The sequence below is a fragment of the Streptomyces sp. NPDC093094 genome, from assembly GCF_044754345.1.
Classification (GTDB): Bacteria; Actinomycetota; Actinomycetes; order Streptomycetales; family Streptomycetaceae; genus Streptomyces.
This window is the reverse complement of sequence record NZ_JBIVOX010000014.1, coordinates 16669-41931: the sequence shown is the minus strand read 5'-3', so window position 1 is coordinate 41931 and position 25263 is coordinate 16669. Positions and strand designations below refer to the sequence as shown.

Sequence of the window (25263 nt, the reverse complement as noted above, 5' to 3'; positions counted from 1 at the left end):
TGACTGCAGGTGGGGTGCGGCGCCATACCGGGAGCGCGCGCATTGAAGGATCGTACCGACCCCCACCCGTCCAGGGCGAAATCAATCCCCTCCGCATGCCTCCTCGAAGAAGTCCAGATTCTCCTGGAGGGACTTCAGCAGCCGGTCCCGTTCGGCCTCGTCGACCTGCACGGGGACCACTCCCGAGGCTCCGGTGAGCCGCCGGAAGCCGCCTCTGCTCTCCAGGCGTCCGCGCACCCGCACCGGCAGCCCGACGAGGTGGGCGTGGCCGGCGATGCGGTAGTCCTCCTCGTCGAGGACGACCCGGACGTGCGGGATCTCGGCGCCGGCGAGGACGCGGAGGCGGACGCCGCCCTCGCCGCGCGGCTGCGAGCGGCGCATCCGGACGACGGCCCCGGTGATCGTCACGGGTACGGAGGGCTCGGCACGCAGATAGCGGGCACCGGCCGCGCGCAGCGCGGGCAGGTCGCCGGGCGAGAACTCGACGGGCTCGGACGCGCAGCCGTCGGGCACGCCCGCGGCGGGGGCCCAGGCGACGGCGATCCGGGCGCCCTCGCTGCCGCGGACCAGGGCGATCAGCGCCTCGGTGAGCTCGCGGCTCACGCCCGCCCCGACCGCGCCGTCGAAGGCGTCCATGCCGCCGGTGGCGCGCTGGTAGTCGACGGCCTCCCGGGCGGCGTGCAGCGCCTGGTGCAGGCGTACGGCGAGGGGGCGGCCGCCGGTGACGGGCACGAAGGCGGTCAGCCGGTCGCCCGAGGCGTCGGCGCCGACGAGGACGCTGTCGAGCAGCGCGGCGGCGGGGCGCCGGTGCCGGGCTCCGTGGTAGCCGGCCGGGGCGCGGGTGGCGAGGGCGCCGGCGAGCAGGATCTGGCGGGCGGCGGCGCGCAGCTGCTCCTCGACGGTCCAGGGGGCCGCTCCCTGGGGGCCGCCGGGCGCGTCGCGCCACCAGCGGATCTCGTCGCTCGGCACGGTGAGCCCGAGGAGGACCTCACGGGCGGAGGGCGTGCCGCTGCGGGCGAGGGCGACGAGGGCCTCGCCGAGCAGGTCGTCGCTGTCGGGGAAGGCGCGGCTCTCGGGCACGAGCAGGCTGGTGCCCGCGCCGGCCGGTCCGGGCGGGGTCCAGCGGCCGTAGCGTCCGGCGGCCCCGCCGCGCCGCTGCCAGCCGTGCCGGTGCAGCAGGGCGCCGAGCACGGCGGGGTCGATGTCGCCGGGCTCGGGCGGGCGGTTCCAGCGGGCGTCCTCGGGGTGCGGCCGCACCGGCCGCAGGGGCTCGTCGAACGGGCGGTGGGTCATGGTCTGCCTCCCGTTCCGACCCGGCTCATGATCTCGCACAGCGCCCGGTCGTCGAAGATCCGTGCGGTGGGGATGCGCACGGTGGTGCGGTACCGGCCGGTGACCGGGTGCCCGGCGAGGTTGGTCCAGTAGCAGCAGTGCCTGAGGTCGAGCCGGTCGTGGCTCGCGCGCAGCCAGTCGTCCTGGGACCGGGGCACGAGCATCACGACGAGGATCTTGTGCACGGAGACCGGGGTGCGGGCGAGTTTCCTCAGGTGGTCGTTGTCGAGCGTGAAGGAGAAGGAGGGGCCCGCCGGGTTCGGTGCGACCTGGTACGTCGCCTTCAGCTGGACCTTGATGGTGACCTCGTCGTCGACGGTGTGCCCGGGGGCGCTGTGGCTGACGTGCCAGTCGATGCCGTTGTCCGGGAACGGCTGGGACAGCGAGCAGCCGGCCGCGGCGGCGACCGCGTGCAGATAGCCCACCTGCAGTGTCTCCATGCACGCGGTGGTGGCGAGGGTGCCGCGCTGGGGGCTCGTGCGCTCGGGCAGCAGCCCGCCCCGCTCGGGCTGCGCTATCGCCATGTCCGACAGCCTTCCAGGCAAGGTGTTTTCCCCGTACCGGGTCGCTGAACTGCAAAGACCCGTACTCCTGTTGTCTCCTTCCGGCGTAGCGCGCAAACAGCCCGGGTATCACCGAACGGGCGGAAGACGGCGCGTCAGCTGCCGCGGGTGAACAAGGAGTTGCGGGTGATGAAGAACTGGTACGAGGGTCCCCTGGCGGCATTCGACACGGAGACCACGGGAGTGGACGTCGAGACCGACCGGATCGTGTCGGCCGCTCTCGTCGTCCAGGACGCGCCGGGCACCCGGCCGCGGGTGAGCCGCTGGCTGGTGAACCCCGGTGTGCCGGTGCCGGAGGGCGCGACGGCGGTGCACGGACTGACGGACGACCACCTCCGGCGCAACGGCCGGTGGCCGGCGCCGGTGATGCACGAGATAGCCGACGAACTGCGCGGACAGGCGCGCGCGGGCCGCCCTCTGGTGGTGATGAACGCGCCGTTCGACCTGACCCTGCTGGACCGTGAGCTGCGCCGGCACCGTGCCTCGTCGCTCGGCCGCTGGTTCGAGTCGACGCCGCTGCTGGTGCTGGACCCGAGGGTGCTGGACAAGCATCTGGACCGCTACCGCAAGGGCCGGCGCACGCTGACGGACCTGTGCGCGCACTACGGGGTGCCGCTGGACGACGCGCACGACGCGGGCGCCGACGCGCTGGCCGCGATGGAGGTCGTACGGGCGGTGGGGCGCAGGTTCGCCTCCCGGCTGGAGCGTCTGTCCCCCGCCGAACTGCACACTCTTCAGGCGGTGTGGCACGCGGCGCAGGCGAGGGGGCTGCAGACGTGGTTCGCGCGCAACGGCAGCGAGGAGGTGGTCGACCCGGCGTGGCCGATGCGCCCGGAGGCACGGGCGGTGCAGGAGGGCGCGGCATGAGGAAGGCCGGTCCGCGCTGGGCGGACCGGCCTTTTCCCGGTGGGCGATACTGGGTTCGAACCAGTGACCTCTTCGGTGTGAACGAAGCGCTCTCCCACTGAGCTAATCGCCCGGGAACGCACTGAACCATACAGGTCTTCGCGGGGTTCGTTCAAACCGTCCGCAGGTGCGCGAGAAGTCCGCGGTGCCCGGCGCGCATCATCAGCCGGTGGTTGACGCGGAAGAGGGGACGCCCGGGCAGGGCGAGGCGTCTGAGCAGCGGCTTGGTGACCTCGACCTCCTGGTCGTAGCGGGCGAGGCTGCCGGTGCCGTGCGCGGTGACGGTCCAGCGGGCCCAGCCCTCGATGTCTCCGCTCATGGCGATCTCCAGCACCCCGGCAGCGGGGTCTCGGCGCACCGCGCGCGCGGTGAACGTCATGCCGTACGGCAGGACGGAACGGATGCGGACGACGCCGGTGGTGTCGTCGAGGCGTTCGACGGCGCGGACCTGCGGCCACCAGCGCGGATAGTCCTCGGCCCGCTCCAGGGCGGCGTAGACGGCCGCGGGCGGCGCGGGCAGCGGCCACAGGCTGAGGAAGCGGTAGCGGTTGCGGTTGCGGTCCATGGGCGCAGTGTGCCCGGCCGCGGGGCGGGTTCTGAGTACGTCGTCTGAGTACGCGCACTCATGCCGTGCGCCGTGACGCCGGACACACTCACCGGTATGACGCACATACCGCCTCCGTCCGAGGAGTTGCGGCTCCTCGACGCCGAGCTGTTCCGGCTGGACGCCCGCCGGACCCAGTTGCTGGCCCGCCGCGCCTGGCTGGTGTCCCAGCTGACTCCCGTACGGCCGCTGCCGACGGGCACGCCGCCGCGTGCGGAGACGTCGGCGCCGAGCGTGCAGAACGTGCTGCTGGTGCTGGGCGGGGTGCTGCTGACCGTCGCGGCGACGGCGTTCACGGTGGTGAGCTGGGGCAGCCTCGGCATCGCCGGGCGGGCGCTGGTCCTCGGCGTGGTGACCGCGGCCGCGCTCGCGGCGCCGCTGCCGCTGCTGCGGCGGGGGCTGCGCTCGACGGCCGAGTCGGTGGCGGGTCTCGCGCTGGCGCTGACGGTCCTGGACGCGTACGCGGTGCACCGGGTCGCGCTCACGGGCACGGACGGCACCGCCTACGCGGCCGCCGCGTCGGCGGTGCTGGCGGCGGTGTGGGCCGGGTACGGCCTGGCGGTCGACCGGTGGTCCGCGACGGCGCTGCGGTTGCCGGTGCCGGCCGCGGTGGCCGTGGCCCAACTGCCGCTGCTGCTGTGGGCGGTGGCCGCGGGCGCGGACCCGTACGTGATCACGGCGGCCCTGCTGGTGACGGCGGCCTGCGACACGCTTGGGGCGCTGCGGCCGGGCACGGGGGCCGTACGCCCGGTGGCGGTCGTCGGCGCGTTCGGCATGGGCGGCTGGGGTGTGCTGGCGGCCGGCTGGCTGTCGGCGTCGGCCTCCGGTCCGGGTGCCGCGGCCCGTGCGGCCGTGCTGCTGCTGTTCGCCGCGGCGATCGCGCTGGGCGCGGCCTGGCGCTGCGCGCACCGGGGTCTCGCGGTGGGTACGACGGTGACGGCGGGGCTGCTGGTGGTGGCCGCGCTGGGCGGTGTGCCGCGGGCGGTGCTGGCGGAGCTGTGGACGGTGCCGGTGCATCTGGTGCCGGGTGTCGCCCTGCTGGCGGTCCTGCGGGTCTCCCGTGTGCCGGAGCCGGTGCGGCAGGGGGCCGCCTGGGCGTCGGGGGCCGTGCAGGCGCTGGCCGTGGTGTGGGCACTGCCGGTGGTGGCGGTGGCGCTGCTGGGTCCGCTGGGCCGGGTGGCCGCGGTGTGGTCGGGCGCGCCCTCGGACGCCCGGACGGCGGTGACGGCCGATGTGCCGTGGCCGGCCGACGCGGCGCTGGTTCCGCTGGTGCTGGTCACGGTCGCCGGGGTGGTGGCGCTCATGGCCCGGGACGCCGGGTGGCGGCCGCAGGCCCTCGACACGGCCCTGGGCCTGGTGTGGGCGGCGGTGCTCGTGCTGCCCGCGACGCTGGAACTGCCGTACCTCATGGCGCTGTTCGTCCCGGCTGCGGTGACCGTCGGTCTGCTGCTGTCGCGCCGGCTGGTCGCGACGGTGCTCGCCCTGGTCACCTCGGTGGTCCTGGCGCTGCTCTCGCTGGCGACGGAGGCGGCCACGCTCACGGTCCTCGCGCTGCTGACCGTCGTCTGCGCGGCCCTCGTCCGCCGGACGCTGCCGGCCGTGGCCGCGACGGGGTACGCGACCGCGCTGGCGTGTGCGGCCGGTGCCTCGCTGGGCTGGGCGCCGCAGTACACGGCGCTGCTGGTGCTCGTGGTCCCCGCCGCGGTCGTCGGGTACGCCCCGCGCGCCGAGGGCGCGGCCCGGCTCGCGACGGAGGTGACGGGAGCCGTGTCGGGGCTGGTGGCCGTGGCTCTGGCGGTGGCCGACCCGGCGATGCTGTCCCTGGTCCTCGCGCTGTGCGGGGTGCTCGCGGCGGCCTCGGCCGTACGTCCCGAGCGGCGCCCGGTCGGCTACGCCGCCGTCGCCCTGTTCGTACTGGCGTCCTGGGTGCGGCTCGCGGTCTGGGAGGTCACCGACCCGGAGGCGTACACGCTGCCGGTGACGGTCCCGGCGCTGCTCGTCGGCCATCTGCGCCGGCGCCGGGATCCGCAGGCATCGTCCTGGACGGCGTACGGGCCCGGTCTGGCCGTCACACTGCTGCCGAGCCTGTCGGCGGCCTGGGCGGACCAGGACTGGCAGCGTCCGCTGCTGCTGGGCATGGGCGCGCTGGCGGTGACGCTGCTGGGCGCCGGGAGCAACCTCCAGGCCCCGCTGGTGCTGGGCGGCTCGGTGCTGGCGCTGGACGCCCTGCACGAACTGGCCCCCTACCTGGTCCAGGTCGCCGACGCCCTCCCCCGCTGGGTGCCGCCCGCCCTGGCCGGCCTTCTCCTCCTCGCCCTGGGGGCGACGTACGAACAGCGCCTGAGGAACGTGCGCAGCATGCGGGACAGGCTCCAGAGCATGCACTGACCCTCCCCGGGGGCAACGCCCTCAGGGGCGAGGGGAACCGCACGACCGGCGTGCGGTTCCCCGGCCCGCTCCGGCGGAGCGCTACGGCATCCTGTCTCCCGGCAGCGCCAGGTTCTCGATCGCGGCGAGCCCGTACGGCGCGGTGCCGTCGGTGGACACCCGGGCCGCCTCGCTGCCGGGCGCCAGGGAGACCGGGCCGCTCAGCGGCTCGGTCCTCCAGGGCGCGGACTCCCGGTGGCCGCCGGAGTCGCAGAACTTGTCCCACACCCGCGCGGCGAGCTTCCCGTCGCCGGTCCGGACGGCCGCGCAGGCGCCCAGGCGCGAGTGGCCCTGGAGCAGGACGAGGCTGCCGACGTGAAGAACTCCTTGCCGTTCCGCCGGAGACAGAGGTCGTACAGGTGCATGATGGCGTGGTGGCCGCTGTCGCCGGAGACCCCGGCCCTGTCGTGGATCGTCTCCGGAACCCCGAAGCAGTCGTCCCAGGTCCAGTCCGACTCCGTTGTCGCACGGGCTTTCTGACAGACCTTCTTGTCGACGACCGGCGCCATGGTGTCGGAGCCGACGGGAATGCCGAGCTGCTTTCCGTCCGCCTCACCAACGGAAGTGACGCCGGATCGGAAGTTGTCGGGACTCGGATTGCCCGCGTCTATCTGCGACTTGAGGTCGAGAAGGATGCCACGCTTGTCATACTTGCGAAGAAATCCGACAGCGTTCCGGAAAACGTCCGGGGGATTTCCACCGGCGCCCGGGTCCGGAACTTCTCCCAGAAAGACACATGGTCCTGGAAGTCCGCCTCCACCTTGACCTTCGGGAACTTCTTCTCGAAGAGCTCGACGGACTCGTCGGTCCGCCTGGCCCGCTCCTCGGCACCCCACCACGAGTAACGGATCGTCACCGTACCGTCGGCCGAGGCCCCTCCCCCTCTCCACATCCCCTGTGCCCACAGCGGACCCCTCCCCGCAGCATCCTCACCGCCTCGTGAATCGTTTTGAGCAATCGCTTGCTGGCGCAAGGCACGGGGGTCGGGAGTGCGTCGATGACCCGTGCGGGAATTCCTTCCGGCCGAAGCCGCCGGCCCGGCGGAGGTCCGCCGGGCCGCACGGCCGGCGGCGGCGCGCGATTCCACAGGCGGGCGAAACGGGTTCGACGAACCGAACGGTGAACGGCCTGCCGGACGGAAGCACGGAGCGGCCCGAAGCCGTCCCGGGGTACGGACGGGTACGCGCAGGCAGGAAGAACCCTTGCGGAGAGGCCCGGGGCGACCGGCGCGGCGCGCGGGGAGAAAGGGCGGCCCGGAGGGCGACGCGCTCTCGCGGAAGCGGGACGGCTTCGAGGAAGTGGTGCACCTGCGGGACGGGCGAGACCGCTCCGAGCGGCGGCACCCCGGGGAGGCAGGACCGCCCCGCAGGACGCCAAGCTCCCGGGGAAGCGAAACCGCCACCGGGGACGACCCCCGCGAGAGAGGCCGGACGGCCCGGGAGGGCTGCGCGCCCTCCGCCGGGCGGCACGTCCTCCGGGAGGCGGACGCAGCCGTGACACCGCACGTCACCGCACGTCACCGCAGGGCACGCACGACGACGGCCCGTCTGCTGTGCAGCAGACGGGCCGTCGTTTCCGGGTGGGCGATACTGGGTTCGAACCAGTGACCTCTTCGGTGTGAACGAAGCGCTCTCCCACTGAGCTAATCGCCCGGGCGCAGGAAGAACATTACCCCATGTCAGGGAGTACCCGTGACCGGCCTCGGCCGGTACCGCGCCCGCTCCCGGCTCACTGGTCCTTGATCTTCCAGGGCATCACAAGGCCGAACTTCCACAGGTAGAAGCCCATCAGCGCGGCCACGATCACCAGGCCGATCACCGTCAGGGCGATGTTGCGCCGCCGCACCTTGGGGTCGAGGGCCCGCTGGGCGGCCTCGGTCACCTTGCGCTTGGTCCAGCGCAGCACGAGCTGGGCCCACACGAACTCGGTCGCCCAGATCGCCATGCCGCCGAAGATCACGACCCAGCCCGGACCCGGCAGCGGCAGCATCACGATGCCGGCCCCCACCACCGCCAGGCCGACCACGAAGACGCCCACCTGCCAGCTCAGGTGCAGCGCGCGGCGCGCCTTGATGAACTCCGGAGCCCTCGAACCGAGCTCCCGCTCGGCCGGTGCGCCGTCCGACTTCGACCTGTCCGCCGCCATGGCAACTGCCTCGCCCGGCTCGTCACTCCCCGTATTCATACGGCCAAACCCTACCGGACCGATTCAGGTCACTGTAATGGTCGTACCCGTTGAAGCCTCTCTCGGCCGGAAGAGTTACGTAAAGACATGCAAAACACGCAGAGGGGTTTACAACGGCACCGTAGGTGGCATGTCGATTTCGCCGACGTGCGAATCCCCGAGCGCACACTGAGCGAAAGGCCCTGGCGCTTATGAACACCACGGTCAGCTGCGAGCTGCACCTGCGCCTCGTTGTGTCGAGCGAGTCCTCCCTGCCTGTCCCCGCAGGCCTGCGGTACGACACGGCCGACCCCTACGCCGTGCACGCCACCTTCCACACCGGAGCCGAGGAGACCGTCGAGTGGGTGTTCGCCCGCGACCTCCTCGCCGAGGGCCTCCATCGGCCCACGGGAACCGGCGACGTCCGAGTCTGGCCGTCGCGCAGTCACGGCCAGGGCGTCGTGTGCATCGCCCTGAGCTCCCCGGAGGGGGAGGCGCTGCTGGAGGCCCCCGCGCGGGCCCTGGAATCGTTCCTGAAGCGGACGGACGCCGCCGTACCGCCCGGCACGGAACACCGGCACTTCGATCTGGATCAGGAGTTGTCGCACATCCTGGCGGAGAGCTAACCGACCACCTCACAGACTGCCCGGAGCCGTCCACTCGGGGAGACGGCTCGGGCCAGGACAACCGCATACGGCACACACCGGCGTGGGGGGGGGGGGGGCCCCCCGCCCCGCCCCGCCGGGGGGGGGGGGGGGGGGGGCCCCCCCCCCCCGGGGGGGGGCGGCCCCGCCCCCCCCCCGGGGGCCCCCCCCGCCCCCCCCCCCCCCCCCCCCGCGGCGGCCCCGCGCCCCCCCCCCCCCCCCCCCCCCACGCCGGTGTGTGCGGGCGGGAGCGCCCCCGCATGCGTCGGGAAGGCCGGCCAGAGCCCCTGACGGTGACCGTGCGTGACGGAAGGGGCGGCCGGAGCGGTGGCTGCCGGGCGGGGCCGCTCCCGGCCCGCCCGGCAGGGGGTCGGCGGGAACCCGCGCGAAGCGGGAACGCCGGAGGGCCGGTGTGCGTTGTAACGGCATCGCGAGCGGATGTGCGGATGCGAGGCCCTTTCGGTGCGGCCGGAAGCCACTACCATCGGCCAGCATCGACGGGCGCCCGCCCGACCCTCAGGCCAGGGAGAGCGAAACGTGCTGATCACCCACGACACCCGGTGCGCCCTCGACACTGTGGTGGATCTGGTGAACACCGCACCGGAGGACGAGACCCCCGAGGCGCTGCCCGACGTGGCGGCGCTGGAGGAGTTCGTGCGGGGCCACAACGTCAGTGACATCGGGACGCTCTCCGAGTTCGACCTCGCCGCGGTGCGCAAGATCCGCGGGCGGTTCGCGTCGATCTTCGCGGCCCCCGACGCCCGCGCCGCCGCCGGGCTGATCAACGAGCTGGTCGCCGCCGCAGGCACCACCCCCCGGCTGACCGACCACGACGGCTACGACTGGCATGTGCACTACTTCGCCCCCGGTGCCTCCCTCTCCGACCATCTCGCCGCCGACTGCGGCATGGCGCTCGCCTTCTTCGTGGTCGCCGGCGAGGAGGAACGGCTGCGGCGCTGCGAGGCCCCCGACTGCCGGCGTGCCTTCGTCGATCTCTCCCGCAATCGCTCCCGCCGGTACTGCGACAGCCGCACCTGCGGCAACCGTCTGCATGTGGCCGCGTACCGGGCGCGCCGCAAGGAGGCGACGGGCTGAGCGAAGCTCTCCGGGCGGGCACAGCCCTCGGGGCGCTTCGGTGAGGTGTCCGATGCCGACGTGGCCCCCGGCGGGTGGCGCCGGGGAGCACGGGTACGGCTCAGAGCAGCAGCAGGTCGTGCAGCGCAGCGATGAGCAGCAGACTCCCGATCACCGCAAGGAAGATCATCAACGGTGGCTGGGAAAGGGCGAAGAGGCATCCGCGCGGCTCTTCCTGCGGCGGCGCGGCATCGCTCTGTGTCGTGTCGAGCATCTCGCGGCGATGATGGCGCAATCGGCGCTCTTGACGCGATCAACACGCCCGAAAGCGGGGGGAGTTCGCCGGAATCCGTGACAGGGGGGCGCGGGTGGGGTAGACGGCCGCCCGGGCGGCGGTCAGGCCGTCACCCGTCCGTCATGGTCAGGGCGTCGCGGCGCGGATCATATGCCGTGCTTCTTCAGGATCGCCTCGATGTCGCTGAAGTCGTCGGAGTCGCCCCGCGAGGTGCCCGGGGAGGTGGACTGCGGCCGGGACGCGGCGCGCGGGCCCGCGCCGAGCGAGGGGGCCGACGCCTGGGGGGCGACGGCCTCACGCTGGGCGGCGGCGGCCGCACGGCGCTCCTTGCGGGTGCCGCCCCGGCGCCTCTCGACCGCGCGCGTGCTCGCGAACAGCACCCAGGCCAGGCCGAGCACGCCGAAGCCGGCCCAGGCCGTCGGGCTGAAGGCGGTGTCGGCGAGCCAGTCGATCACGCCGGTCATGACCAGGCCGAGCGGCACCAGGGCGTAGGCGGCGGTACGGGCGGCGGCCAGGTAGCGCTTGCGGTACGCGGTGACCGCGGCGATGCCGAGGCCGGCCGCGGCGACGGCGGAACACACGGTCTCGGCAATCATCCGGTCCTCCAGGCAGGGCGTGCACGGACAAAGCGGTTCGCCCCTCCATCCTGCACCTGCCGCCCCGCGTCCGGCCATGTTCCGGCCGGACATCAGGGACATCTCCGGGTCGTCTCCTCCGGGAGCGGGGGGCGCCGGGCAGGGGCGCCGGTGCGGGGCGCGCGCGCCGGGCTGGGAGACTGGGCGCATGAGCGACTCCTCCTCCGTGTCCGCGGGATCCGCGGCCCCCGTTCTCGACGTCTGGTGCGAACTGCAGTGCGTGGACTGCCGTACCGCGCTGGACGACCTCCGTGCCCTGCGTGCGCGGTACGGCGACCGGCTGGAGGTGCGGCTCCGGCATTTCCCGCTGGAGAAGCACAAGCACGCCTTCGCCGCGGCGCAGGCCGCCGAGGAGGCCGCGGAACAGGGGCAGGGGTGGCCGTACGTCGAGGCGGTACTGGGCCGGGTCGAGGAGCTGGACCGCAGGGGTGAGGCCCTCCTCGTCGAGGTGGCCGGCGAACTCGGGCTGGACGCCGAGGAGTTCGACACGGCGCTGATCGACGGCCGGCACATCCTGATCGTCGACGCCGACCAGGCCGAGGGCAAGGCCATCGGAGTGACCGGCACGCCGACCTATGTCATCGGCGGGGAGCGGCTCGACGGCGGCAAGAGCCAGGAGGGTCTGCGCGAGCGCATCGAGGAGATCGCGGACCGGCTTCTCGCCGGCCAGGGCTGACCGGAGGACCGGTGGCGGAACCGCCGACACCCGGACACCGGCGGTGCCGGGGCCGCGGGCACCGGCACCGGGGCCGCCCCGTCCTCCCGGAGCGCGCTCAGAGCAGCTGCTTGTACATCGAGTACCCGACGGGCCGGTATCCCAGCGACTCGTAGAGCCGCTCCGCGGGGGTGTTGCCCGCGAAGACGTTGAGGCCGATGACGGGCCGCCCCGCGGCGACGGCCTGGGACTCGGCCAGCAGCATCAGGGAACGCCCGTGGCCCCGGCCCCTGAAACGGGCGTCGGTCTCCACGTCGTAGACGTACGCGCGGTCCGTGTCGAGGGCGAGCCAGAGCGTGCCGACGGGGGTCCCCTCGTGCTCGAGGACGCTCAGCAGCACGTCGGGGGTGTCCAGGCCCCGCGGGAGCAGATGGACGTTGTCGCTGAGTGCCTTCTCCCGGGCCTCGGCCTCGGGGACGCCCCGGTCGATCCAGTTGCGGGCGTAGTCGGCCATGCCCTTGTCGTTCCAGGGGCCGAACTCGGCCGGTGTCATCGGACGGGCCCGGCTGCCCTCGGGCAGGGCGGGCGCGGTCGTACCGAGCCGTTTCTCCATACCGCGGTTGCGCTGGACGTAGCCGAGGACGGTGACCAGCCGCAGGGCGGGCCCGGCGTCGGCGGGGACGCTGATCTCGATGCGGGAGCAGCCCCAGCCGCGGGCGGCTTCCTCGGCGGCGAGGGCGGCGACGGTGCCGCGGCCGCGCCGGCGGTCGGGTTCCTCGATGCGCAGATCGCGGATCTGGGCGACGGCCGGCCCGAACACGGGATGGGTGGCCAGGTGCACCGCGCCCACGGGGCGGCTGTTCACGCACACGTTGAAGTGGCGCGACAGCGCCCCGCCGGCGGCACGCTGAAGCGGCTCGGTCGGCCGCAGGGTCGTGGTCATCACCCGTGTTCTACCCGCCGACGGGCCCCGTGGCAGCCGGTTTTCGCGGCGCTGTCCGCGTTCTACGGGTCGAGGTCGTCGCCGGAGCGCTCGTCGAAGACACGCATGGCCTTGGCGGTCACCGGTCCGGGCGTGCCCGGCAGCAGGCGGTCGTCGACCCGGTGGACGGCCTGGACGTCGCGGAGGGTGGAGGTGAGGAAGACCTCCTCGGCCCGCTCCAGGACGTCCAGCGGGAGGTCGGTCTCCTTGGCGCCGGTCCACTCCACCGTCAGTTCGCGGGTGATGCCGGCGAGGCAGCCGGAGGCGAGCGGCGGGGTGTGGATCTCCCCGTCCAGGACGACGAAGACGTTGGAGCCGGTGCCCTCGCAGAGCTGTCCGACGGTGTTGGCGAACAGGGCCTCGGATCCGCCCCGCTCGTGGGCGCGGGCGAGGGCGACGACGTTCTCGGCGTAGGAGGTGGTCTTCAGGCCGGTGAGGGCGCCGCGCTCGTTACGGGTCCAGGGGACGGTGATCACGGCGGTGGAGTCGGGGCGGCGGCCGGTCTCGCCGAGGGCCACGACGAGGGTCGGGCCGTGTTCGCCGCGGTCGGAGCCGAGGGGGCCGTGGCCGCCGGTGTAGGTGATGCGCAGCCGGCCGAGCGGCATCGGGTTGGCCTCGACGACGGCGGCGCAGGCGCGGCGCACCTCGTCGAGGTCGGGGTCGGGCAGGCCGAGGCCGCGGGCGGAGCGGGTGAGCCGGTCCAGGTGGCGGGTCGGCGCGAAGAGACGGCCGTCCACCGCCTTCACCGTCTCGAAGATGCCGTCGCCGACCGTCAGCCCGTGGTCGAAGACGGATACGCGGGCGGACTCGATGTCCTGCAGCCCGCCGTCGAGCCAGATCTTCACTTCCTAGAGCCCCTCTCCGTTCACGTACGTTCCCGACGCTACCGCGAGCAGCCGGGACGCCTTCAGTTCGGTCTCGCGCCACTCCCCCTCCGGGTCGGAGCCCCAGGTGATGCCGGCTCCGGTGCCGAAGCGCAGCATCCCCTCGTCCCGGTCGATCCAGAAGGTGCGGATGCCGACGGCCAGCTCGGCCGTGCCGCGGTCGGCGTCGACCCAGCCGACTCCTCCGCAGTAGGGGCCGCGGGGTGCCGTCTCCAGGGCGTCGATGATGCGCAGCGCGCTGGACTTGGGGGCGCCGGTCACCGAGCCGGGCGGGAACGCGGCGGCCAGCAGTTCGGGCCAGCCGGCGTCGGCGCGCAGCTCACCGTGCACGGTGGAGACGAGGTGGACCAGTCCGGGGTGCTTCTCCACCGCGCACAGGTCGGGCACGGTCACGCTGCCGGTGGCGCAGACACGTCCGATGTCGTTGCGGACCAGGTCGACGATCATGACGTTCTCGGCGTAGTCCTTCTCCAGGAGGTCCGCCTCGGTGCGGCCGGTGCCCTTGATCGGCCCGGACTCCACGGTCCGGCCCTCCCGGCGCAGGAAGAGCTCGGGGGACGCGGTGGCCATCTCCACCCCGTGCCCGGGCAGCCGGATCGTTCCTGCGTACGGTGCCGGGTTGCCGCGGGCGAGCAGGGCGGTCAGCGCGTCGACGTCGGCGCCGGGGCCGACGGGCGCCGACAGCACGCGGCAGAGGTTCGCCTGGTAGACCTCGCCCGCCGCGATGTGCTCGCGGATCCGGCGTACGCCCGCGGTGTAGGCGGCGTGGTCGAGGGAGGACGTCCAGTCGCCCGGGGCGGGGCCCCGCCAGGCGCCCGGCACGGGGGCGGGCACCGGCGCCGGGCGCACGTCGGCGAAGCGGGCGCAGGTCAGCGAGCCCTCGAAGCCGGCGCAGACGGCCCAGAAGCCGGTGGAGTCGAGTGCCTCGGGGTCGTCGGTGACATCGAGGAGGCCGGTGGCGACGCGGTCGCCGAAGCGGGCCAGAGGAGCGAGGTCGAGCACGGTGTCGAGTCTAGGGCGGGTGTCCCGCGGGTGGCTCCGGTGCGACCTGCGGGGCGGCCCGCGCGGACCCCCGGGCGACCGCAGGGCAGCACGCTGCGCAAACGCGTTTTTGTGCTGGCCCGGGAATCCGCTAGAGTTCAACACGTCGCCGGGACGCGCAAGCGGACCGAAACGACAGGCGGACGTAGCTCAGTTGGTAGAGCGCAACCTTGCCAAGGTTGAGGTCGCGAGTTCGAGCCTCGTCGTCCGCTCGAAGGTAGCGGGGGTTTCCCGATCCCCTACACTCCTGGTGGAGTGGCCGAGAGGCGAGGCAACGGCCTGCAAAGCCGTCTACACGGGTTCAAATCCCGTCTCCACCTCCAAGGACGATTAGCTCAGCGGGAGAGCGCTTCCCTGACACGGAAGAGGTCACTGGTTCAATCCCAGTATCGTCCACTGGTCCGCAAGGACCCGATCCGCAAGGATCCCCGCGCGATTAGCTCAGCGGGAGAGCGCTTCCCTGACACGGAAGAGGTCACTGGTTCAATCCCAGTATCGCGCACGCAGTGTCCCTGACCTTCGGGTTCGGGATCCCGAGGACGATTAGCTCAGCGGGAGAGCGCTTCCCTGACACGGAAGAGGTCACTGGTTCAATCCCAGTATCGTCCACACATCGAAGCCCCCGGTCGGAAGACCGGGGGCTTCTTCGTGCCCGGATCGGCCCGGCAGGGCCGGGACCGGTCGGCCGGTGCACCCGGCCGGAGACCGGTGCGCTCAGCTGGAGAAGAGCATGCGGCCGAAGCTCTTGTGCCGGTAGTGACCGCCGCCGTGGTGTCCGCCCTGGTGCTGGGCGCCCCAGGCGGGAGCCTGCGGAGCCGGGTACGCCTGCGGGGCGGCGGGCGGGGCCGGCGGGGCGGGCTGGCCCCACTGGGACTCCAGACGCGTCAGCGCCTCCAGCTCGCCGTAGTCCAGGAAGATCCCCCGGCAGTTGCTGCACTGCTCGATCTGGACGCCGTTGCGGTTGTAGGTGTGCATCGCCCCGTGACACTTCGGACACTGCATGCTCGGCTCAACTCCTCGCCGGTCGGTCCTGCTTCGTCTATCTCCAGGACAGACTCCGCCCCGTCGCCGCCGGTTGCACACTACTTCGCGAAACTCGTCGCCAACTGCGGTGATACGGAACACATGCGGGCACAGGCGTCGACCAGCGCCTCCTCCACCTCGTCCAGGGGGCGGCCCGCCGCGGCGGCCTTGGTGATCGCGAGGGCCGCCGTCTGCACGGTCAGGGCGCGGGCCGGGACGTCCAGGGCAGGCCAGGGGTCGCCCTCGGCGGGCACGGCCGGACCGCCCGCGGCCCGGTAGGAGGCCAGGAAACGGGTCCACTCGTCGGGCGGAAGCAGTCCGCAGGCGTACCAGGCGGCGGGGCGGGCCAGGTCCCAGGCCGGCACACCGGTGCCGAGGTCGTCGATGTCGATCAGGCGCCAGGGGCCGTCGGGTGCCGGGTGGCGCACGAGCTGGCCGAGGTGGAGGTCGCCGTGGCACAGGGTCGTGGTGTCCGGCATGGGGCTCTCGTCGCGGGCCCAGGCGGGGAGGGTGGCCCAGGCGCGCAGGACGGGCGCGGTGGCCGGGTGCTCCGGGGCGCCGTCTCGCACCCGGGCGACCGCCCGGGCGGCTTTGGCCGGGCCCCGCATCGGGGGCAGGGCGGCGGGCGCGGGGCTGCGGTGCAGTCCGGCGAGGAGGGCGGCGGCCGCTTCCCAGGGGGCCGCGTCCGGGTCGTCGGGGTCCACGGGGACGCCGTAGGGCCAGAAGGTGACCACGCGGCCGTGCAGGGTGGCCGGCCCCGGGGTCCTTGGGGCCGTGCGCGGTCCGGGCCCGGCCGGCGGGCCGAGCGGCGGCAGGAGGAGTCCGGGCAGCGCGGCGGCGGCCGAGAGGCGGGCGGCCAGCCCGTCGGGGGGCGTGCCGGGGGCGTGGGCCTTGGCGACCGTGGCGGCGTGGCGCACGACGGTGGCGTCGGGCCGGTCGGCGAGGGTGACGTCCGCCCCGCAGGCGCAGCTCTCGGCGGCGGGGTGGGCGGCGCGGCGGGCCCGCGCGGCGAGCTCGGACAACAGGTCTGCGGTCACTTCTCCCCCAGTCGGTCTGGCCGAGAGGGTACGTGAGGGACCGCGCCCGGCGGCAAGGAGAATCCGGGGACGAGGGGGATCCGGGAACGAGGGGGCCGGGATCCGGGTCCAAGGGCAGAGGGGATCCGGGCAGAGCAATGCCGGCGCAGCTCCCCAGCTGCGCCGGCATCTGTGCCGTCCGCCGCACCCCCGTCCCCACGGGGTTATGGGCTGATGTCCCCGCCCGGACCGCTCTTCCGGGCCTGGGGTCGCCGCTCAGCGCCCCAGCATCACTCCCACGGACGACGCCTGTGTGGCCACTGTCTCCCAGCCGTCGAAGACGACGAGGAGCAGGACCGCCAGAGGAAGGGCCATGGCCGTGGCCACCAGCGGATGGCGGCGCCCGGTACGGCGGGGGCGGAAGGCGGCGTACGCCCTGGTTCCCTGCGTGCGGAGCGTCGTCCGCGGTGCCGTGTGGGCCATGGTCCCTCTCCTGACCGTGCTCGGTTGTCGTTGACAGCGGCGGGTGTCTGACCTCGGGGGACGAGTGCTGCACCCGCCGCTTGCCCTTAAATCTAGGCTTGCGGTGAACTCCGGGCGTCATGCCCTCGTACCGATTGGCGGGCCTCCCGGAGGATGAGCTCCTCACCGGGGAGTACTCCCCTGGGTGGAGACGCTGTCGTGCGTCTCGGGGTCTTCCCGGAAGGGGCGCCCGGTCTGTCCGGGCTTCTCCCCGGCCGGGCGGACCCGGGGTGACTTCGCTCACTTCCTTCCCCGCGGACGCGCCGCCGCCCGTCCTGTACACCGCCGGCCCGTCCGTACAGGCCGGGACCCCGGCCTCGGGGGCCGTCCGGGGACGGCTGTCCTGCGCGATTCCAATCTCCTTTGCCCGGCGGGCCGTTGGGATCACCGCCGGCTCAAGGGCGCTTGATCCGCTGGGGGGCTGACCGCCTTTCAGGTCGTGCGGCGGGCGCCGACAATCGATCGGACCGAGAGGGCGCGGCCTCTGCGCGGACACGGCCGTGGAAACGTAAGCTGTGCCACGTCAAAGGGACCGGGCAGCGGGGATGAACATGGCGATGATGCGCCTGAGGCGCGAGGACCCGCGCGTCGTCGGCTCCTTCAAGCTGCACCGGAGGCTCGGCGCGGGCGGCATGGGTGTGGTCTACCTGGGCTCCGACAAGAAGGGGCAGCGGGTCGCGCTGAAGGTGATCAGGCCCGATCTGGCCGAGGACCAGGAGTTCCGGTCGCGGTTCGCCCGTGAGGTCTCCGCCGCGCGGCGTATCCGGGGCGGGTGCACGGCCCGGCTGGTGGCGGCGGACCTGGACGCCGACCGGCCGTGGTTCGCCACCCAGTACGTGCCCGGCCCGTCCCTGCACGACAAGGTCGCCGAGGAGGGTTCGCTGATCGCGGCGGACGTCGCCGCCGTCGGGGCCGCTCTGTCCGAGGGGCTGGTCGCGGTGCACGAGGCCGGTGTGGTGCACCGGGACCTCAAGCCGTCCAACATCCTGCTGTCCCCCAAGGGGCCGCGGATCATCGACTTCGGCATCGCGTGGGCGACGGGCGCCTCGACCCTCACGCATGTGGGCACGGCCGTCGGCTCGCCCGGATTCCTCGCTCCCGAGCAGGTGCGCGGCGCGGCGGTCACGCCCGCCACCGACGTGTTCTCGCTGGGTGCCACGCTCGCCTACGCCTGCACCGGCGACTCTCCCTTCGGGCACGGCAGTTCGGAGGTGATGCTGTACCGCGTGGTGCACGAGGAGCCCCAGCTGCACGGTGTCCCCGACGCACTGGCGCCCCTGGTGCGGGCCTGTCTGGCGAAGGACCCCGAGGAGCGGCCCAGCACGCTCGACCTGTCGCTGCGGCTGAAGGAGATCGCGGCGCGCGAGGCCCAGATCCTGCTCGACGGAAGGCCGCCCGCGCCGCGTGCGGCGGAGCCTGACCGGCCCACCGACACCTACCCCGACCAGCAGCGCGCCCCGCAGCGCCGGCCGCGCCCGCAGGGCACGCAGGGGACGCCCCCGCCGCGTGGTGCGGCGCCCTCACGGGGTTCCGGCGCGGCCCGGGGCGCGACGCCGTCGCGCGGCGGCAGCGCCTCGCGGGGCGGCACGGCCCCGCGCTCCGGGCAGTCCCGGCCCACGCCCCCGCCCCGGAACACCGCCGGCCGCAGTTCGACGCGCGGGGGCAGCGGCACCCGGCCCGTGCCGCGCGGCGGCCGTCCGGCTCCCCGGAGCACCGGGACCAAGCTGCGTCCGGCCAACCCGCGGCTGCTGCGGCAGCGGCTGTTCGTGTTCGTCGTGGTCACGCTGCTCGTGGCCCTGGGCATCGCCCTGGTGCAGGGCTGCCAGAGCTCGACGCGCGGTCTCGGCGACGACGGGAACGGCGGGCGGCAGCGGCAGGAGCGGGTGCTGCCCTCGTACGTGCCCCTGGAGAAGGGGGACACGATGGCGGAGCGGTACGAGTCGGTGCTGGAGACGCGGCCCGGGCCCGAATAGGCCCGGGGTCTGCCGGAACGGCCCTACGCCGCCGGCCGGCCGGTGGCCACCGCGTAGAACGCGACGGCCGCGGCCGCTCCGACGTTGAGCGAGTCGACACCGTGCGCCATGGGGATGCGCACCCATTCGTCCGCGGCGACGAGGGCCTGCCGGGACAGGCCGTCACCCTCGGCGCCGAGCATCAGGGCCACCCGGTCCATCGTGTGCGGGGCGGCCTCGTCGAGGCTCCTGGCCTTCTCGTCCGGGGTGAGGGCGAGCAGCGTGAAGCCGGCCTCGCGGACCGACTCCAGGCCCTTGGGCCAGGTGTCGAGACGGGCGTACGGCACGGAGAAGACCGCGCCCATGGAGACCTTGACGCTACGGCGGTACAGCGGGTCGGCGCAGTCCGGGGACAGCAGGACGGCGTCCATGCCGAGCGCGGCCGCGGAACGGAAGATCGCGCCGATGTTGGTGTGGTCGTTGACCGACTCCATCACGACCACCCGGCGTGCGGTGCGCAGGAGCTCACCGGCCGACGGCAGCGGTCTGCGCTGCATGGAGGCGAGCGCGCCGCGGTGCACGTGGTAGCCGGTGACGCGCTCGGCGAGCTCCGGGCTCACGGCGTACACCGGGGCCGGGAGCTCGTCGATGACGTCCCGCATGACGTCGACCCACTTCGCCGACAGCAGCATCGAGCGCATCTCGTACCCTGCGTCCTTGGCCCGGCGGATGACCTTCTCGCCCTCGGCGATGAACAGGCCCTCGGCGGGCTCGCGCCTGCGGCGCAGCTCGACGTCGGTCAGGCCCGTGTAGTCGCGCAGGCGCGGGTCGTCGGGGTCCTCAACGGTGATGAGATCGGCCACAGGGTGATACTGCCTTGTCGTACGTGCGGTGCCAACGGCCCGGGAGCGGGTGAGTTACCTCGGGTTACCTCAAGGTGGGTCAGCCCGGGATCACCGGACCGACCCGGACGACGTCGCCGATGACGATGACCGCCGGGGGCTTGACGGCCTCGGCGACGACGGTCTCGGCGACGGTCGCGAGGGTCGCGTCGACCCTGCGCTGGGCGGCGGTGGTGCCCTCCTGGACCAGGGCGACCGGGGTGTCCGGCGACTTGCCGTGGGCGACGAGGGTCTCGGCGATCTTCCCGATCTTGTCGACGCCCATGAGGACCACGAGCGTGCCGGTCAGCTTCGCCAGGGACGGCCAGTCGACCAGGGAGCGCTCGTCGTCGGGGGCGACGTGGCCGCTGACGACGGTGAACTCGTGGGCGACGCCCCGGTGCGTGACCGGGATGCCTGCCGCGCCCGGGACGGAGACGGAACTGGAGATGCCCGGGACCACCGTGCAGGGAATGCCGGCCTCGGCGAGGGCCTGGAGCTCCTCCATGCCGCGGCCGAAGACGTAGGGGTCGCCGCCCTTGAGGCGGACGACCGACCTGCCCTTCCTGGCGTGCTCGATCAGGGCGTTGTTGATGGCCTCCTGGGCCATGAAACGGCCGTACGGGATCTTCGCCGCGTCGATCACCTCGACGTGCGGCGGCAGCTCGGCGAGCAGGTCGCGCGGGCCGAGGCGGTCGGCGATGACGACGTCGGCCTCGGCGAGCAGCCGACGGCCGCGCACGGTGATCAGGTCCGGGTCACCGGGCCCGCCGCCGACCAGGGCGACGCCGGCGGTACGGGTGCGGTGGTGCGGGGCGACCAGGGTGCCGTCGCGCAGGCCCTCGACGACCGCGTCACGGACGGCGGCGGTGTGGCGGGGGTCGCGGGACTTGGTGTCGGTGGTGAGGACCGCGACCGTGACGCCCTCGCTGTGGCCGGTCGCCGGGGTCCAGGCCGTGGCCGCCTCGGCGTCGTCGGAGCGGACGCACCACACACGGTGCCGCTCGGCCTCGGCGGAGGCCCGGGTGTTGGCGTCCGGGTCGCTGGTGGCGATCAGGGCGTACCAGGCGTCGGCCAGATCGCCGTCCTCGTAGCGCCGCTTCTGCCAGGTGATCTCGCCCGCGTCGGCCATGGCGTCCACCGACGGGGTGGCCTCCGGGGACACGAGGTGGATGTCCGCGCCCGCCGCGATCAGCGCGGGCAGGCGGCGCTGGGCCACCTGGCCGCCGCCGAGGACGACGACCTTGCGGCCGGTGAGGCGGAGACCTACCGGGTAGGCGGGGTTTTCGGCCATGAGGGGCGGCTCCTCGTGCAGGCGGTGCGGTGGGCGCTACGGCGTCGGAGCGGCCCTGACGTGCGGATTTTAGGACGGCGGCGGGGCAGGCGGCAGGGGCGGTCCGATGGCTGGGCACCGGACCGCCCCGGGGGGTGACGCGTGGGTCCGTGTCTCCCCCGGGGTGTCGCCTACTTCTCCGTCACTCCCGCCGAGTCGAACGTCGCCACCTCGTGCATCGCGCGGGCCGTGCTCTGCACCAGCGGGAGGGCGAGGAGGGCGCCGGTGCCCTCTCCGAGGCGGAGGTCGAGGTCGACCAGCGGGCGCAGGCCCAGCTTGTTCAGGGCGGCCACATGGCCGGGCTCGGCGCTGCGGTGGCCCGCGATGCAGGCCGCGAGGACCTCGGGGGCGATGGCGCGGGCCACCAGGGCGGCGGCGCCGGCGCTGACGCCGTCGAGGATCACCGGCGTGCGCAGGGACGCGCCGCCGAGGAGGAGGCCGACGATCGCGGCGTGCTCGAAGCCGCCGATCGCGGCCAGTACGCCGATGGGGTCGGCCGGGTCGGGCTGGTGCAGCTCGACGGCCCGGCGCACGACCTCGGTCTTGCGGGCGAGGGTCTCGTCGTTGATGCCGGTGCCGCGGCCCGTCACCTCGGCCGGGTCGGTGCCGGTGAACACCGAGATCAGGGCGGCGGACGCGGTGGTGTTCGCGATGCCCATCTCGCCCGTCAGCAGGGCCTTGTTGCCGGCCGCCACCAGGTCGCGGGCCGTCTCGATGCCCACCTCGATGGCCTGCTTGGCCTCCTCGCGGGTCATCGCGGGGCCGGTGGTCATGTCGGACGTACCGGCGCGGACCTTGCGCGGCAGCAGGCCCGGGGTGGCGGGCAGGTCGCCGGCCACGCCCACGTCGATCACGCAGACCTCGGCGCCGACCTGGCCGGCGAAGGCGTTGCAGACCGCGCCGCCGCCCAGGAAGTTGGCCACCATCTGGGCGGTGACCTCCTGGGGCCAGGGGGTGACTCCCTGGGCGTGCACCCCGTGGTCACCGGCGAAGATCGCGACGGCCGCGGGCTCCGGGATCGGCGGCGGGCACTGCCGGGACAGGCCGGACAGCTGCGCGGAGATGATCTCCAGCATGCCGAGCGCGCCGGCCGGCTTGGTCATCCGCTTCTGCCGCTCCCACGCCTCGCCGAGCGCCTTGGCGTCCAGCGGGCGGATCTGGGCGACGGTCTCGGCGAGCAGGTCGTGCGGCTCCTCGCCGGGCAGGGCGCGGCGGCCGTACGTCTCCTCGTGCACGACCCAGGACAGCGGGCGGCGCTTGGACCAGCCCGCCTGCAGCAGCTCGGGCTCGTCCGGGAACTCGTCGACGTACCCGACGCACAGGTAGGCGATGACCTCCAGGTGGTCGGGCAGGCCCAGGGAGCGGACCATCTCGCGCTCGTCGAAGAAGCTGACCCAGCCGACGCCGAGGCCCTCGGCGCGCGCGGCGAGCCAGAGGTTCTCCACCGCGAGGGCGGCCGAGTACGGCGCCATCTGCGGCTGGGTGTGACGGCCGAGGGTGTGGCGGCCGCCGCGGGTCGGGTCGGCGGTGACGACGATGTTCACCGGGGTGTCGAGGATGGCCTCGATCTTCAGTTCCTTGAACTGCTTGGCCCGGCCCTTGGGCAGCGACTTGGCGTACGCCTCGCGCTGGCGCATGGCCAGCTCGTGCATGGTGCGGCGGGTCTCGGCGGACCGGATGACCACGAAGTCCCAGGGCTGCGAGTGGCCCACGGAGGGCGCCGTGTGGGCCGCCTCCAGGACCCGGAGCAGCACCTCGTGCGGGATGGGGTCGCTGCGGAAGCCGTTGCGGATGTCGCGGCGCTCGCGCATGACCTTCAGCACGGCCGCGCGCTCGGCCTCGTCGTAGCCGGGCGCGGCCGGACCGGTGGACTGCCGTGCCTCCGCCGCTGCGGCCGGGTCCTCCGCGTCCTGGGCCTGCTGGTCCTCCTGCTCGGCGCCCCGGGTGTCCAGGTCGTCCGCGCTCTGCACGAGTTCCGGGTCGCCTTCCGCGCCGGACAGCGCCTCCCGCTGCGCCGGTACGGGGATCGGGTGCGGCGGGGTGGGAGCGAGGTGCGGCGTGGTCGGTACGGTCCCGCCCTCGACCGGCACGAACTCGCCGAGCGGCTGCGCGACCGGCTCCTGCGGGGCGATCGACTGGGGGCCCGCGGGGGCGGCGAGGACCTCCGGCAGGACGGTCTCCGGCGCGGCGGCCTCCGCCCCGGGAACCGGGACGCCGGCCGGCTCGACGGACAGGGCGTCCGGGATCCGGGCGGCGGGGTCCGCGAGGGGGGCGGCGGCCGGGGCGGGAACGAGCGCGGAGCCGCCGTCGGCGTCCACGGGAACGCCGGGGTGCGGCGGGACCACGGCCAGGGGCACCTGCTCGGGCACGAGGGGCTGCGGGGCCTGTTCCGGTGCCGCGCCCTGGACGTCCGGCGCGGCCTGCTCCGCCTGCGGCGCCTCGGCGGCGACCGCCGCCACGAGGGGCTCGCCGGCGTCACCGGCCGGTTCGGCGGCGGGGACGGCGACGGGCACGGGCTGCGGGACCGCGTGGCCGGCGGCGACGGGCTGCGGGGCCGGCGGGACGGACTCGGCCGGCTGCGGGGCGGCCACGGCCGCGGCGTCCGCCGGCGGCTCGATCGGCTGCGCGGGCACGACCGGGGCCTCGGCCTGCTGCGGGACCTGCTGGTCGGCGGGGCCGTCGGCCACGGCGGCGGGGCCGTCGGCCGGCTCGGCCACCGGCTCGGCGGCGGGCTGCGCGGGGACGGCCTCGGGCGCCTCGGCCACCGGCTCCGGCTCCGGCTCCGGCTGGACCGGCTCCAGGGGTGCTTCGGCGGCGTCCGCGGGCTGCGGCTGGGCGGCCTCGGGCACGGCGACGGCTTCGGGCACGGCGACGGCCTCGACGAGCGGCTGGACCACGTCGGCGTCCGCGGGCTGCGCGGGGGCGGCGACGGCCTCGGCGGGCGGAGCGGCCTGGAGCGGGCCGGCCTCCGCGGGCTGCGGCGCGGCCGTCTCCGGGACGGCGTCCGGGCCCGGCCCGGCATCCGCCGCGGCGGCGTCGGCCGTCTGCCGGGGCGCCTCGGCCGGGGCTGCGGCCGGGACCTCCACGGGCTCCGCCCCGGGAGCTCCGGCGGCAGCGGGGTCGCCGGACCGCGGGAGGGCCTCGGCGGCCTCGGCAGGCTCGACGGGCTCGGCGGGGGCGTCCACGGCCTCCGGCCGGGCCGGCTCGGCCTCGGCGACGGGGCTCTCCCCGGCCTGTTCGGACACCTGCTCGGCGTCGGGCTCCACCGGCGCCTGCGCGGCGTCGGCGGGGACCGCCGCGGACGTCTCGGCGCCCGCGGCGGGCTCGGCCGGGGCAGGCTCGGCCGGGGCAGGCTCGGCGGCGACGCCCTCCGGGGCCGGGCCGGGCTCGGCGGCGCCCTGCGCGGGCACGCCGTCCTGCGGCGCGGCCGCGGCGGCATCCTCGGCGGGAACGGGCTCCTCGGCCGGCTGCCCGCCCCCGGTGCCGGGCGCGGCGGAGGCGTCCTGGCCGGCCGGGGAGTCCTGCGCGTCGGCGGGCGCGTTCCCGTCCTGCGCGTCGGGACCCGGCACGGCCTCGGCGGTCACGGCCTCGGCAGCCACGGCCTGCGGTGCCTCGGCATCGGGTGCGGCGGCGTCCTGGGCCGTCGCCGTCGCGGCGACCGCCTCCGTGGTGAGGCGGGCCACAGCGGCCTGGGCCGCGCCCACCGGCTCGGTCTGCGGGTGAGTGGCCGGGGCAACCGTTTCCGCGGTCCGGGCCGTCGCGGCGACCGGAGCCGGGGCCGTCGTACCCGCCGGGGCCGGGGCCCCCCACGGCACCGCGCCCTGCGGCACCGCGCCCTGGGCCGGCGTCTCGCGCACGCGCGTCGCGTCGGGGTGCTCGGGCGCGGCGGCCGACGGGCCGGACTGGCGTACGGGCACGCCGGCCGGGCCGCGGTCGGCCAGGGAGCGGACGGGGCTCGCGGAGGTGTCGGGGATCGGCGGCCCGAGGTGCAGCGGACGGCGCAGGGCCGCCGGCGCCGGGTTGGGCAGGCGTACGCCGGTGAGGTCGACGGAGCCGCTGTCGCGGCCGCCCGTCTCGTGCGGGTCCGGCTCGTGCACGGCCTCGACGACCGGCTCGGGCACGGGCGGGGCCACTTCGTTGCCCCAGGCGCTCTGGGCGCCCGGGAGCAGCATGTCCTCGTCCTCGGCGGGGGTCTCGGAGAGGTAGGTGAACGCGCCGTGCTCGGGAACGCCCGGCTGTTCCACCGTGCCTGCGTTCTCCGGCAGTCCCTCGCCCGGGACCTGGCCGGTGTCGGTCATGCGTACCCCTCGCCCATCGGTTAGTGCCTCTAC

The 25263-nt window shown here is 74.6% G+C and carries 22 protein-coding genes, 7 tRNA genes and 1 pseudogene; 12 read left to right on the top strand and 18 right to left on the bottom strand.

All coding sequences use genetic code 11. From position 1 onward, the window contains the following. Positions 1-81: 81 nt before the first annotated feature. Both ACIQGV_RS27675 and ACIQGV_RS27670 read right to left on the bottom strand, forming a co-directional pair. Complete coding sequence (locus ACIQGV_RS27675) at positions 82-1293, bottom strand: hypothetical protein (protein ID WP_402498797.1); 1212 nt, start codon at positions 1291-1293, stop codon at positions 82-84. Beyond that, positions 1290-1856, bottom strand: coding sequence for a DUF4365 domain-containing protein (locus ACIQGV_RS27670; protein WP_402498795.1), 567 nt, complete (start codon positions 1854-1856; stop codon positions 1290-1292). Before ACIQGV_RS27670 ends, ACIQGV_RS27675 begins: the two co-directional genes overlap by 4 nt. A gap of 168 nt (positions 1857-2024) precedes the next feature. On the opposite strand from ACIQGV_RS27670, the gene ACIQGV_RS27665 reads away from it, so the two are divergent. After that, complete coding sequence (locus tag ACIQGV_RS27665; RefSeq protein WP_402499088.1) at positions 2025-2762, top strand: 3'-5' exonuclease; 738 nt, start codon at positions 2025-2027, stop codon at positions 2760-2762. Between the two features lie 40 nt (positions 2763-2802). Here ACIQGV_RS27665 and ACIQGV_RS27660 read toward each other — a convergent pair. Together ACIQGV_RS27660 and ACIQGV_RS27655 are read right to left on the bottom strand one after the other, a co-directional pair. Further along, a tRNA-Val gene (locus ACIQGV_RS27660) sits at positions 2803-2874 on the bottom strand. 39 nt (positions 2875-2913) lie between these two features. After that, a complete protein-coding gene (locus tag ACIQGV_RS27655; RefSeq protein WP_402498792.1) occupies positions 2914-3366 on the bottom strand; it encodes an SRPBCC family protein in 453 nt (150 codons plus the stop codon). Between the two features lie 96 nt (positions 3367-3462). On the opposite strand from ACIQGV_RS27655, the gene ACIQGV_RS27650 reads away from it, so the two are divergent. Continuing rightward, complete coding sequence (locus tag ACIQGV_RS27650) at positions 3463-5793, top strand: SCO7613 C-terminal domain-containing membrane protein (protein WP_402498790.1); 2331 nt, start codon at positions 3463-3465, stop codon at positions 5791-5793. 81 nt (positions 5794-5874) lie between these two features. Here the strand turns inward: ACIQGV_RS27650 and ACIQGV_RS27645 are convergent. Then, positions 5875-6144: pseudogene (locus ACIQGV_RS27645) on the bottom strand (Tat pathway signal sequence domain protein); the annotation flags it as partial. Between the two features lie 62 nt (positions 6145-6206). On the opposite strand from ACIQGV_RS27645, the gene ACIQGV_RS27640 reads away from it, so the two are divergent. After that, positions 6207-6677 (top strand): hypothetical protein, encoded by a 471-nt coding sequence (locus tag ACIQGV_RS27640; protein ID WP_402498788.1) that lies wholly within the window; start codon positions 6207-6209, stop codon positions 6675-6677. 735 nt (positions 6678-7412) lie between these two features. Here ACIQGV_RS27640 and ACIQGV_RS27635 read toward each other — a convergent pair. Together ACIQGV_RS27635 and ACIQGV_RS27630 are read right to left on the bottom strand one after the other, a co-directional pair. After that, a tRNA-Val gene (locus tag ACIQGV_RS27635) sits at positions 7413-7484 on the bottom strand. 76 nt (positions 7485-7560) lie between these two features. After that, positions 7561-8016: a TIGR02611 family protein gene (locus tag ACIQGV_RS27630; RefSeq protein ID WP_402498786.1), complete on the bottom strand. Its 456-nt coding sequence runs from the start codon at positions 8014-8016 to the stop codon at positions 7561-7563. A 191-nt stretch (positions 8017-8207) separates the two neighbouring features. Here ACIQGV_RS27630 and ACIQGV_RS27625 point away from each other — a divergent pair, with 191 nt between their 5' ends. Further along, a complete protein-coding gene (locus ACIQGV_RS27625) occupies positions 8208-8621 on the top strand; it encodes an SsgA family sporulation/cell division regulator (RefSeq protein ID WP_004002642.1) in 414 nt (137 codons plus the stop codon). Positions 8622-9176: 555 nt separating this feature from the next. Further along, positions 9177-9734, top strand: coding sequence for a CGNR zinc finger domain-containing protein (locus ACIQGV_RS27620; protein ID WP_402498784.1), 558 nt, complete (start codon positions 9177-9179; stop codon positions 9732-9734). Between the two features lie 100 nt (positions 9735-9834). Here ACIQGV_RS27620 and ACIQGV_RS27615 read toward each other — a convergent pair whose 3' ends face one another. Together ACIQGV_RS27615 and ACIQGV_RS27610 are read right to left on the bottom strand one after the other, a co-directional pair. Continuing rightward, positions 9835-9987 carry a hypothetical protein gene (locus ACIQGV_RS27615; RefSeq protein ID WP_402498782.1) on the bottom strand — a complete coding sequence of 51 codons (153 nt, stop codon included), beginning with the start codon at positions 9985-9987 and terminating at the stop codon, positions 9835-9837. 167 nt (positions 9988-10154) lie between these two features. Further along, on the bottom strand, positions 10155-10604 hold the full coding sequence (locus tag ACIQGV_RS27610; RefSeq protein ID WP_402498779.1) for a hypothetical protein: 450 nt from the start codon (positions 10602-10604) through the stop codon (positions 10155-10157). 187 nt (positions 10605-10791) lie between these two features. On the opposite strand from ACIQGV_RS27610, the gene ACIQGV_RS27605 reads away from it, so the two are divergent. Beyond that, positions 10792-11319 carry a DsbA family protein gene (locus ACIQGV_RS27605; protein WP_402498778.1) on the top strand — a complete coding sequence of 176 codons (528 nt, stop codon included), beginning with the start codon at positions 10792-10794 and terminating at the stop codon, positions 11317-11319. Between the two features lie 97 nt (positions 11320-11416). On the opposite strand, the gene ACIQGV_RS27600 is transcribed toward ACIQGV_RS27605, so the two are convergent. The 3 genes from ACIQGV_RS27600 to ACIQGV_RS27590 form a co-directional block, all read right to left on the bottom strand. Beyond that, positions 11417-12241 (bottom strand): GNAT family N-acetyltransferase, encoded by an 825-nt coding sequence (locus ACIQGV_RS27600; RefSeq protein WP_402498775.1) that lies wholly within the window; start codon positions 12239-12241, stop codon positions 11417-11419. Positions 12242-12303: 62 nt separating this feature from the next. Beyond that, complete coding sequence (locus ACIQGV_RS27595) at positions 12304-13125, bottom strand: aminotransferase class IV (protein ID WP_402498773.1); 822 nt, start codon at positions 13123-13125, stop codon at positions 12304-12306. Positions 13126-13128: 3 nt separating this feature from the next. After that, the gene (locus tag ACIQGV_RS27590; RefSeq protein ID WP_402498771.1) at positions 13129-14166 is read right to left on the bottom strand and encodes a chorismate-binding protein; all 1038 of its coding nucleotides are present in this window, start codon (positions 14164-14166) and stop codon (positions 13129-13131) included. A gap of 178 nt (positions 14167-14344) precedes the next feature. Here ACIQGV_RS27590 and ACIQGV_RS27585 point away from each other — a divergent pair. The 5 genes from ACIQGV_RS27585 (at position 14345) to ACIQGV_RS27565 (ending at position 14814) form a co-directional block, all read left to right on the top strand. After that, a tRNA-Gly gene (locus tag ACIQGV_RS27585) sits at positions 14345-14417 on the top strand. Positions 14418-14454: 37 nt separating this feature from the next. After that, positions 14455-14528, top strand: a tRNA-Cys gene (locus tag ACIQGV_RS27580). Between the two features lies 1 nt (position 14529). After that, positions 14530-14601 (top strand) — tRNA-Val (locus ACIQGV_RS27575). 34 nt (positions 14602-14635) lie between these two features. Beyond that, positions 14636-14707, top strand: a tRNA-Val gene (locus ACIQGV_RS27570). A 35-nt stretch (positions 14708-14742) separates the two neighbouring features. After that, positions 14743-14814, top strand: a tRNA-Val gene (locus tag ACIQGV_RS27565). Positions 14815-14919: 105 nt separating this feature from the next. Here the strand turns inward: ACIQGV_RS27565 and ACIQGV_RS27560 are convergent. The 3 genes from ACIQGV_RS27560 to ACIQGV_RS27550 all read right to left on the bottom strand — a co-directional run bounded on the left by ACIQGV_RS27560 (position 14920) and on the right by ACIQGV_RS27550 (position 16727). Then, a complete protein-coding gene (locus ACIQGV_RS27560) occupies positions 14920-15207 on the bottom strand; it encodes a zf-TFIIB domain-containing protein (RefSeq protein ID WP_402498769.1) in 288 nt (95 codons plus the stop codon). An 80-nt stretch (positions 15208-15287) separates the two neighbouring features. Beyond that, entirely contained in the window at positions 15288-16265 is a 978-nt protein-coding gene (locus ACIQGV_RS27555) for a phosphotransferase family protein (protein WP_402498767.1), read from the bottom strand. 255 nt (positions 16266-16520) lie between these two features. Further along, positions 16521-16727 carry a hypothetical protein gene (locus tag ACIQGV_RS27550; protein WP_402498765.1) on the bottom strand — a complete coding sequence of 69 codons (207 nt, stop codon included), beginning with the start codon at positions 16725-16727 and terminating at the stop codon, positions 16521-16523. A 584-nt stretch (positions 16728-17311) separates the two neighbouring features. Here ACIQGV_RS27550 and ACIQGV_RS27545 point away from each other — a divergent pair. After that, positions 17312-18739 (top strand): protein kinase, encoded by a 1428-nt coding sequence (locus ACIQGV_RS27545; RefSeq protein WP_402498763.1) that lies wholly within the window; start codon positions 17312-17314, stop codon positions 18737-18739. A gap of 23 nt (positions 18740-18762) precedes the next feature. Here the strand turns inward: ACIQGV_RS27545 and ACIQGV_RS27540 are convergent, their stop codons facing one another. The 3 genes from ACIQGV_RS27540 to cobT form a co-directional block, all read right to left on the bottom strand. Further along, positions 18763-19581, bottom strand: a complete 819-nt coding sequence (locus ACIQGV_RS27540; RefSeq protein WP_402498760.1) for a TrmH family RNA methyltransferase — start codon at positions 19579-19581, stop codon at positions 18763-18765. A gap of 79 nt (positions 19582-19660) precedes the next feature. After that, a complete protein-coding gene (cobA, locus tag ACIQGV_RS27535) occupies positions 19661-20893 on the bottom strand; it encodes a uroporphyrinogen-III C-methyltransferase (protein ID WP_402498758.1) in 1233 nt (410 codons plus the stop codon). 170 nt (positions 20894-21063) lie between these two features. Beyond that, positions 21064-25230 carry a nicotinate-nucleotide--dimethylbenzimidazole phosphoribosyltransferase gene (gene cobT, locus ACIQGV_RS27530; RefSeq protein WP_402498756.1) on the bottom strand — a complete coding sequence of 1389 codons (4167 nt, stop codon included), beginning with the start codon at positions 25228-25230 and terminating at the stop codon, positions 21064-21066. Positions 25231-25263 lie beyond the last annotated feature (33 nt).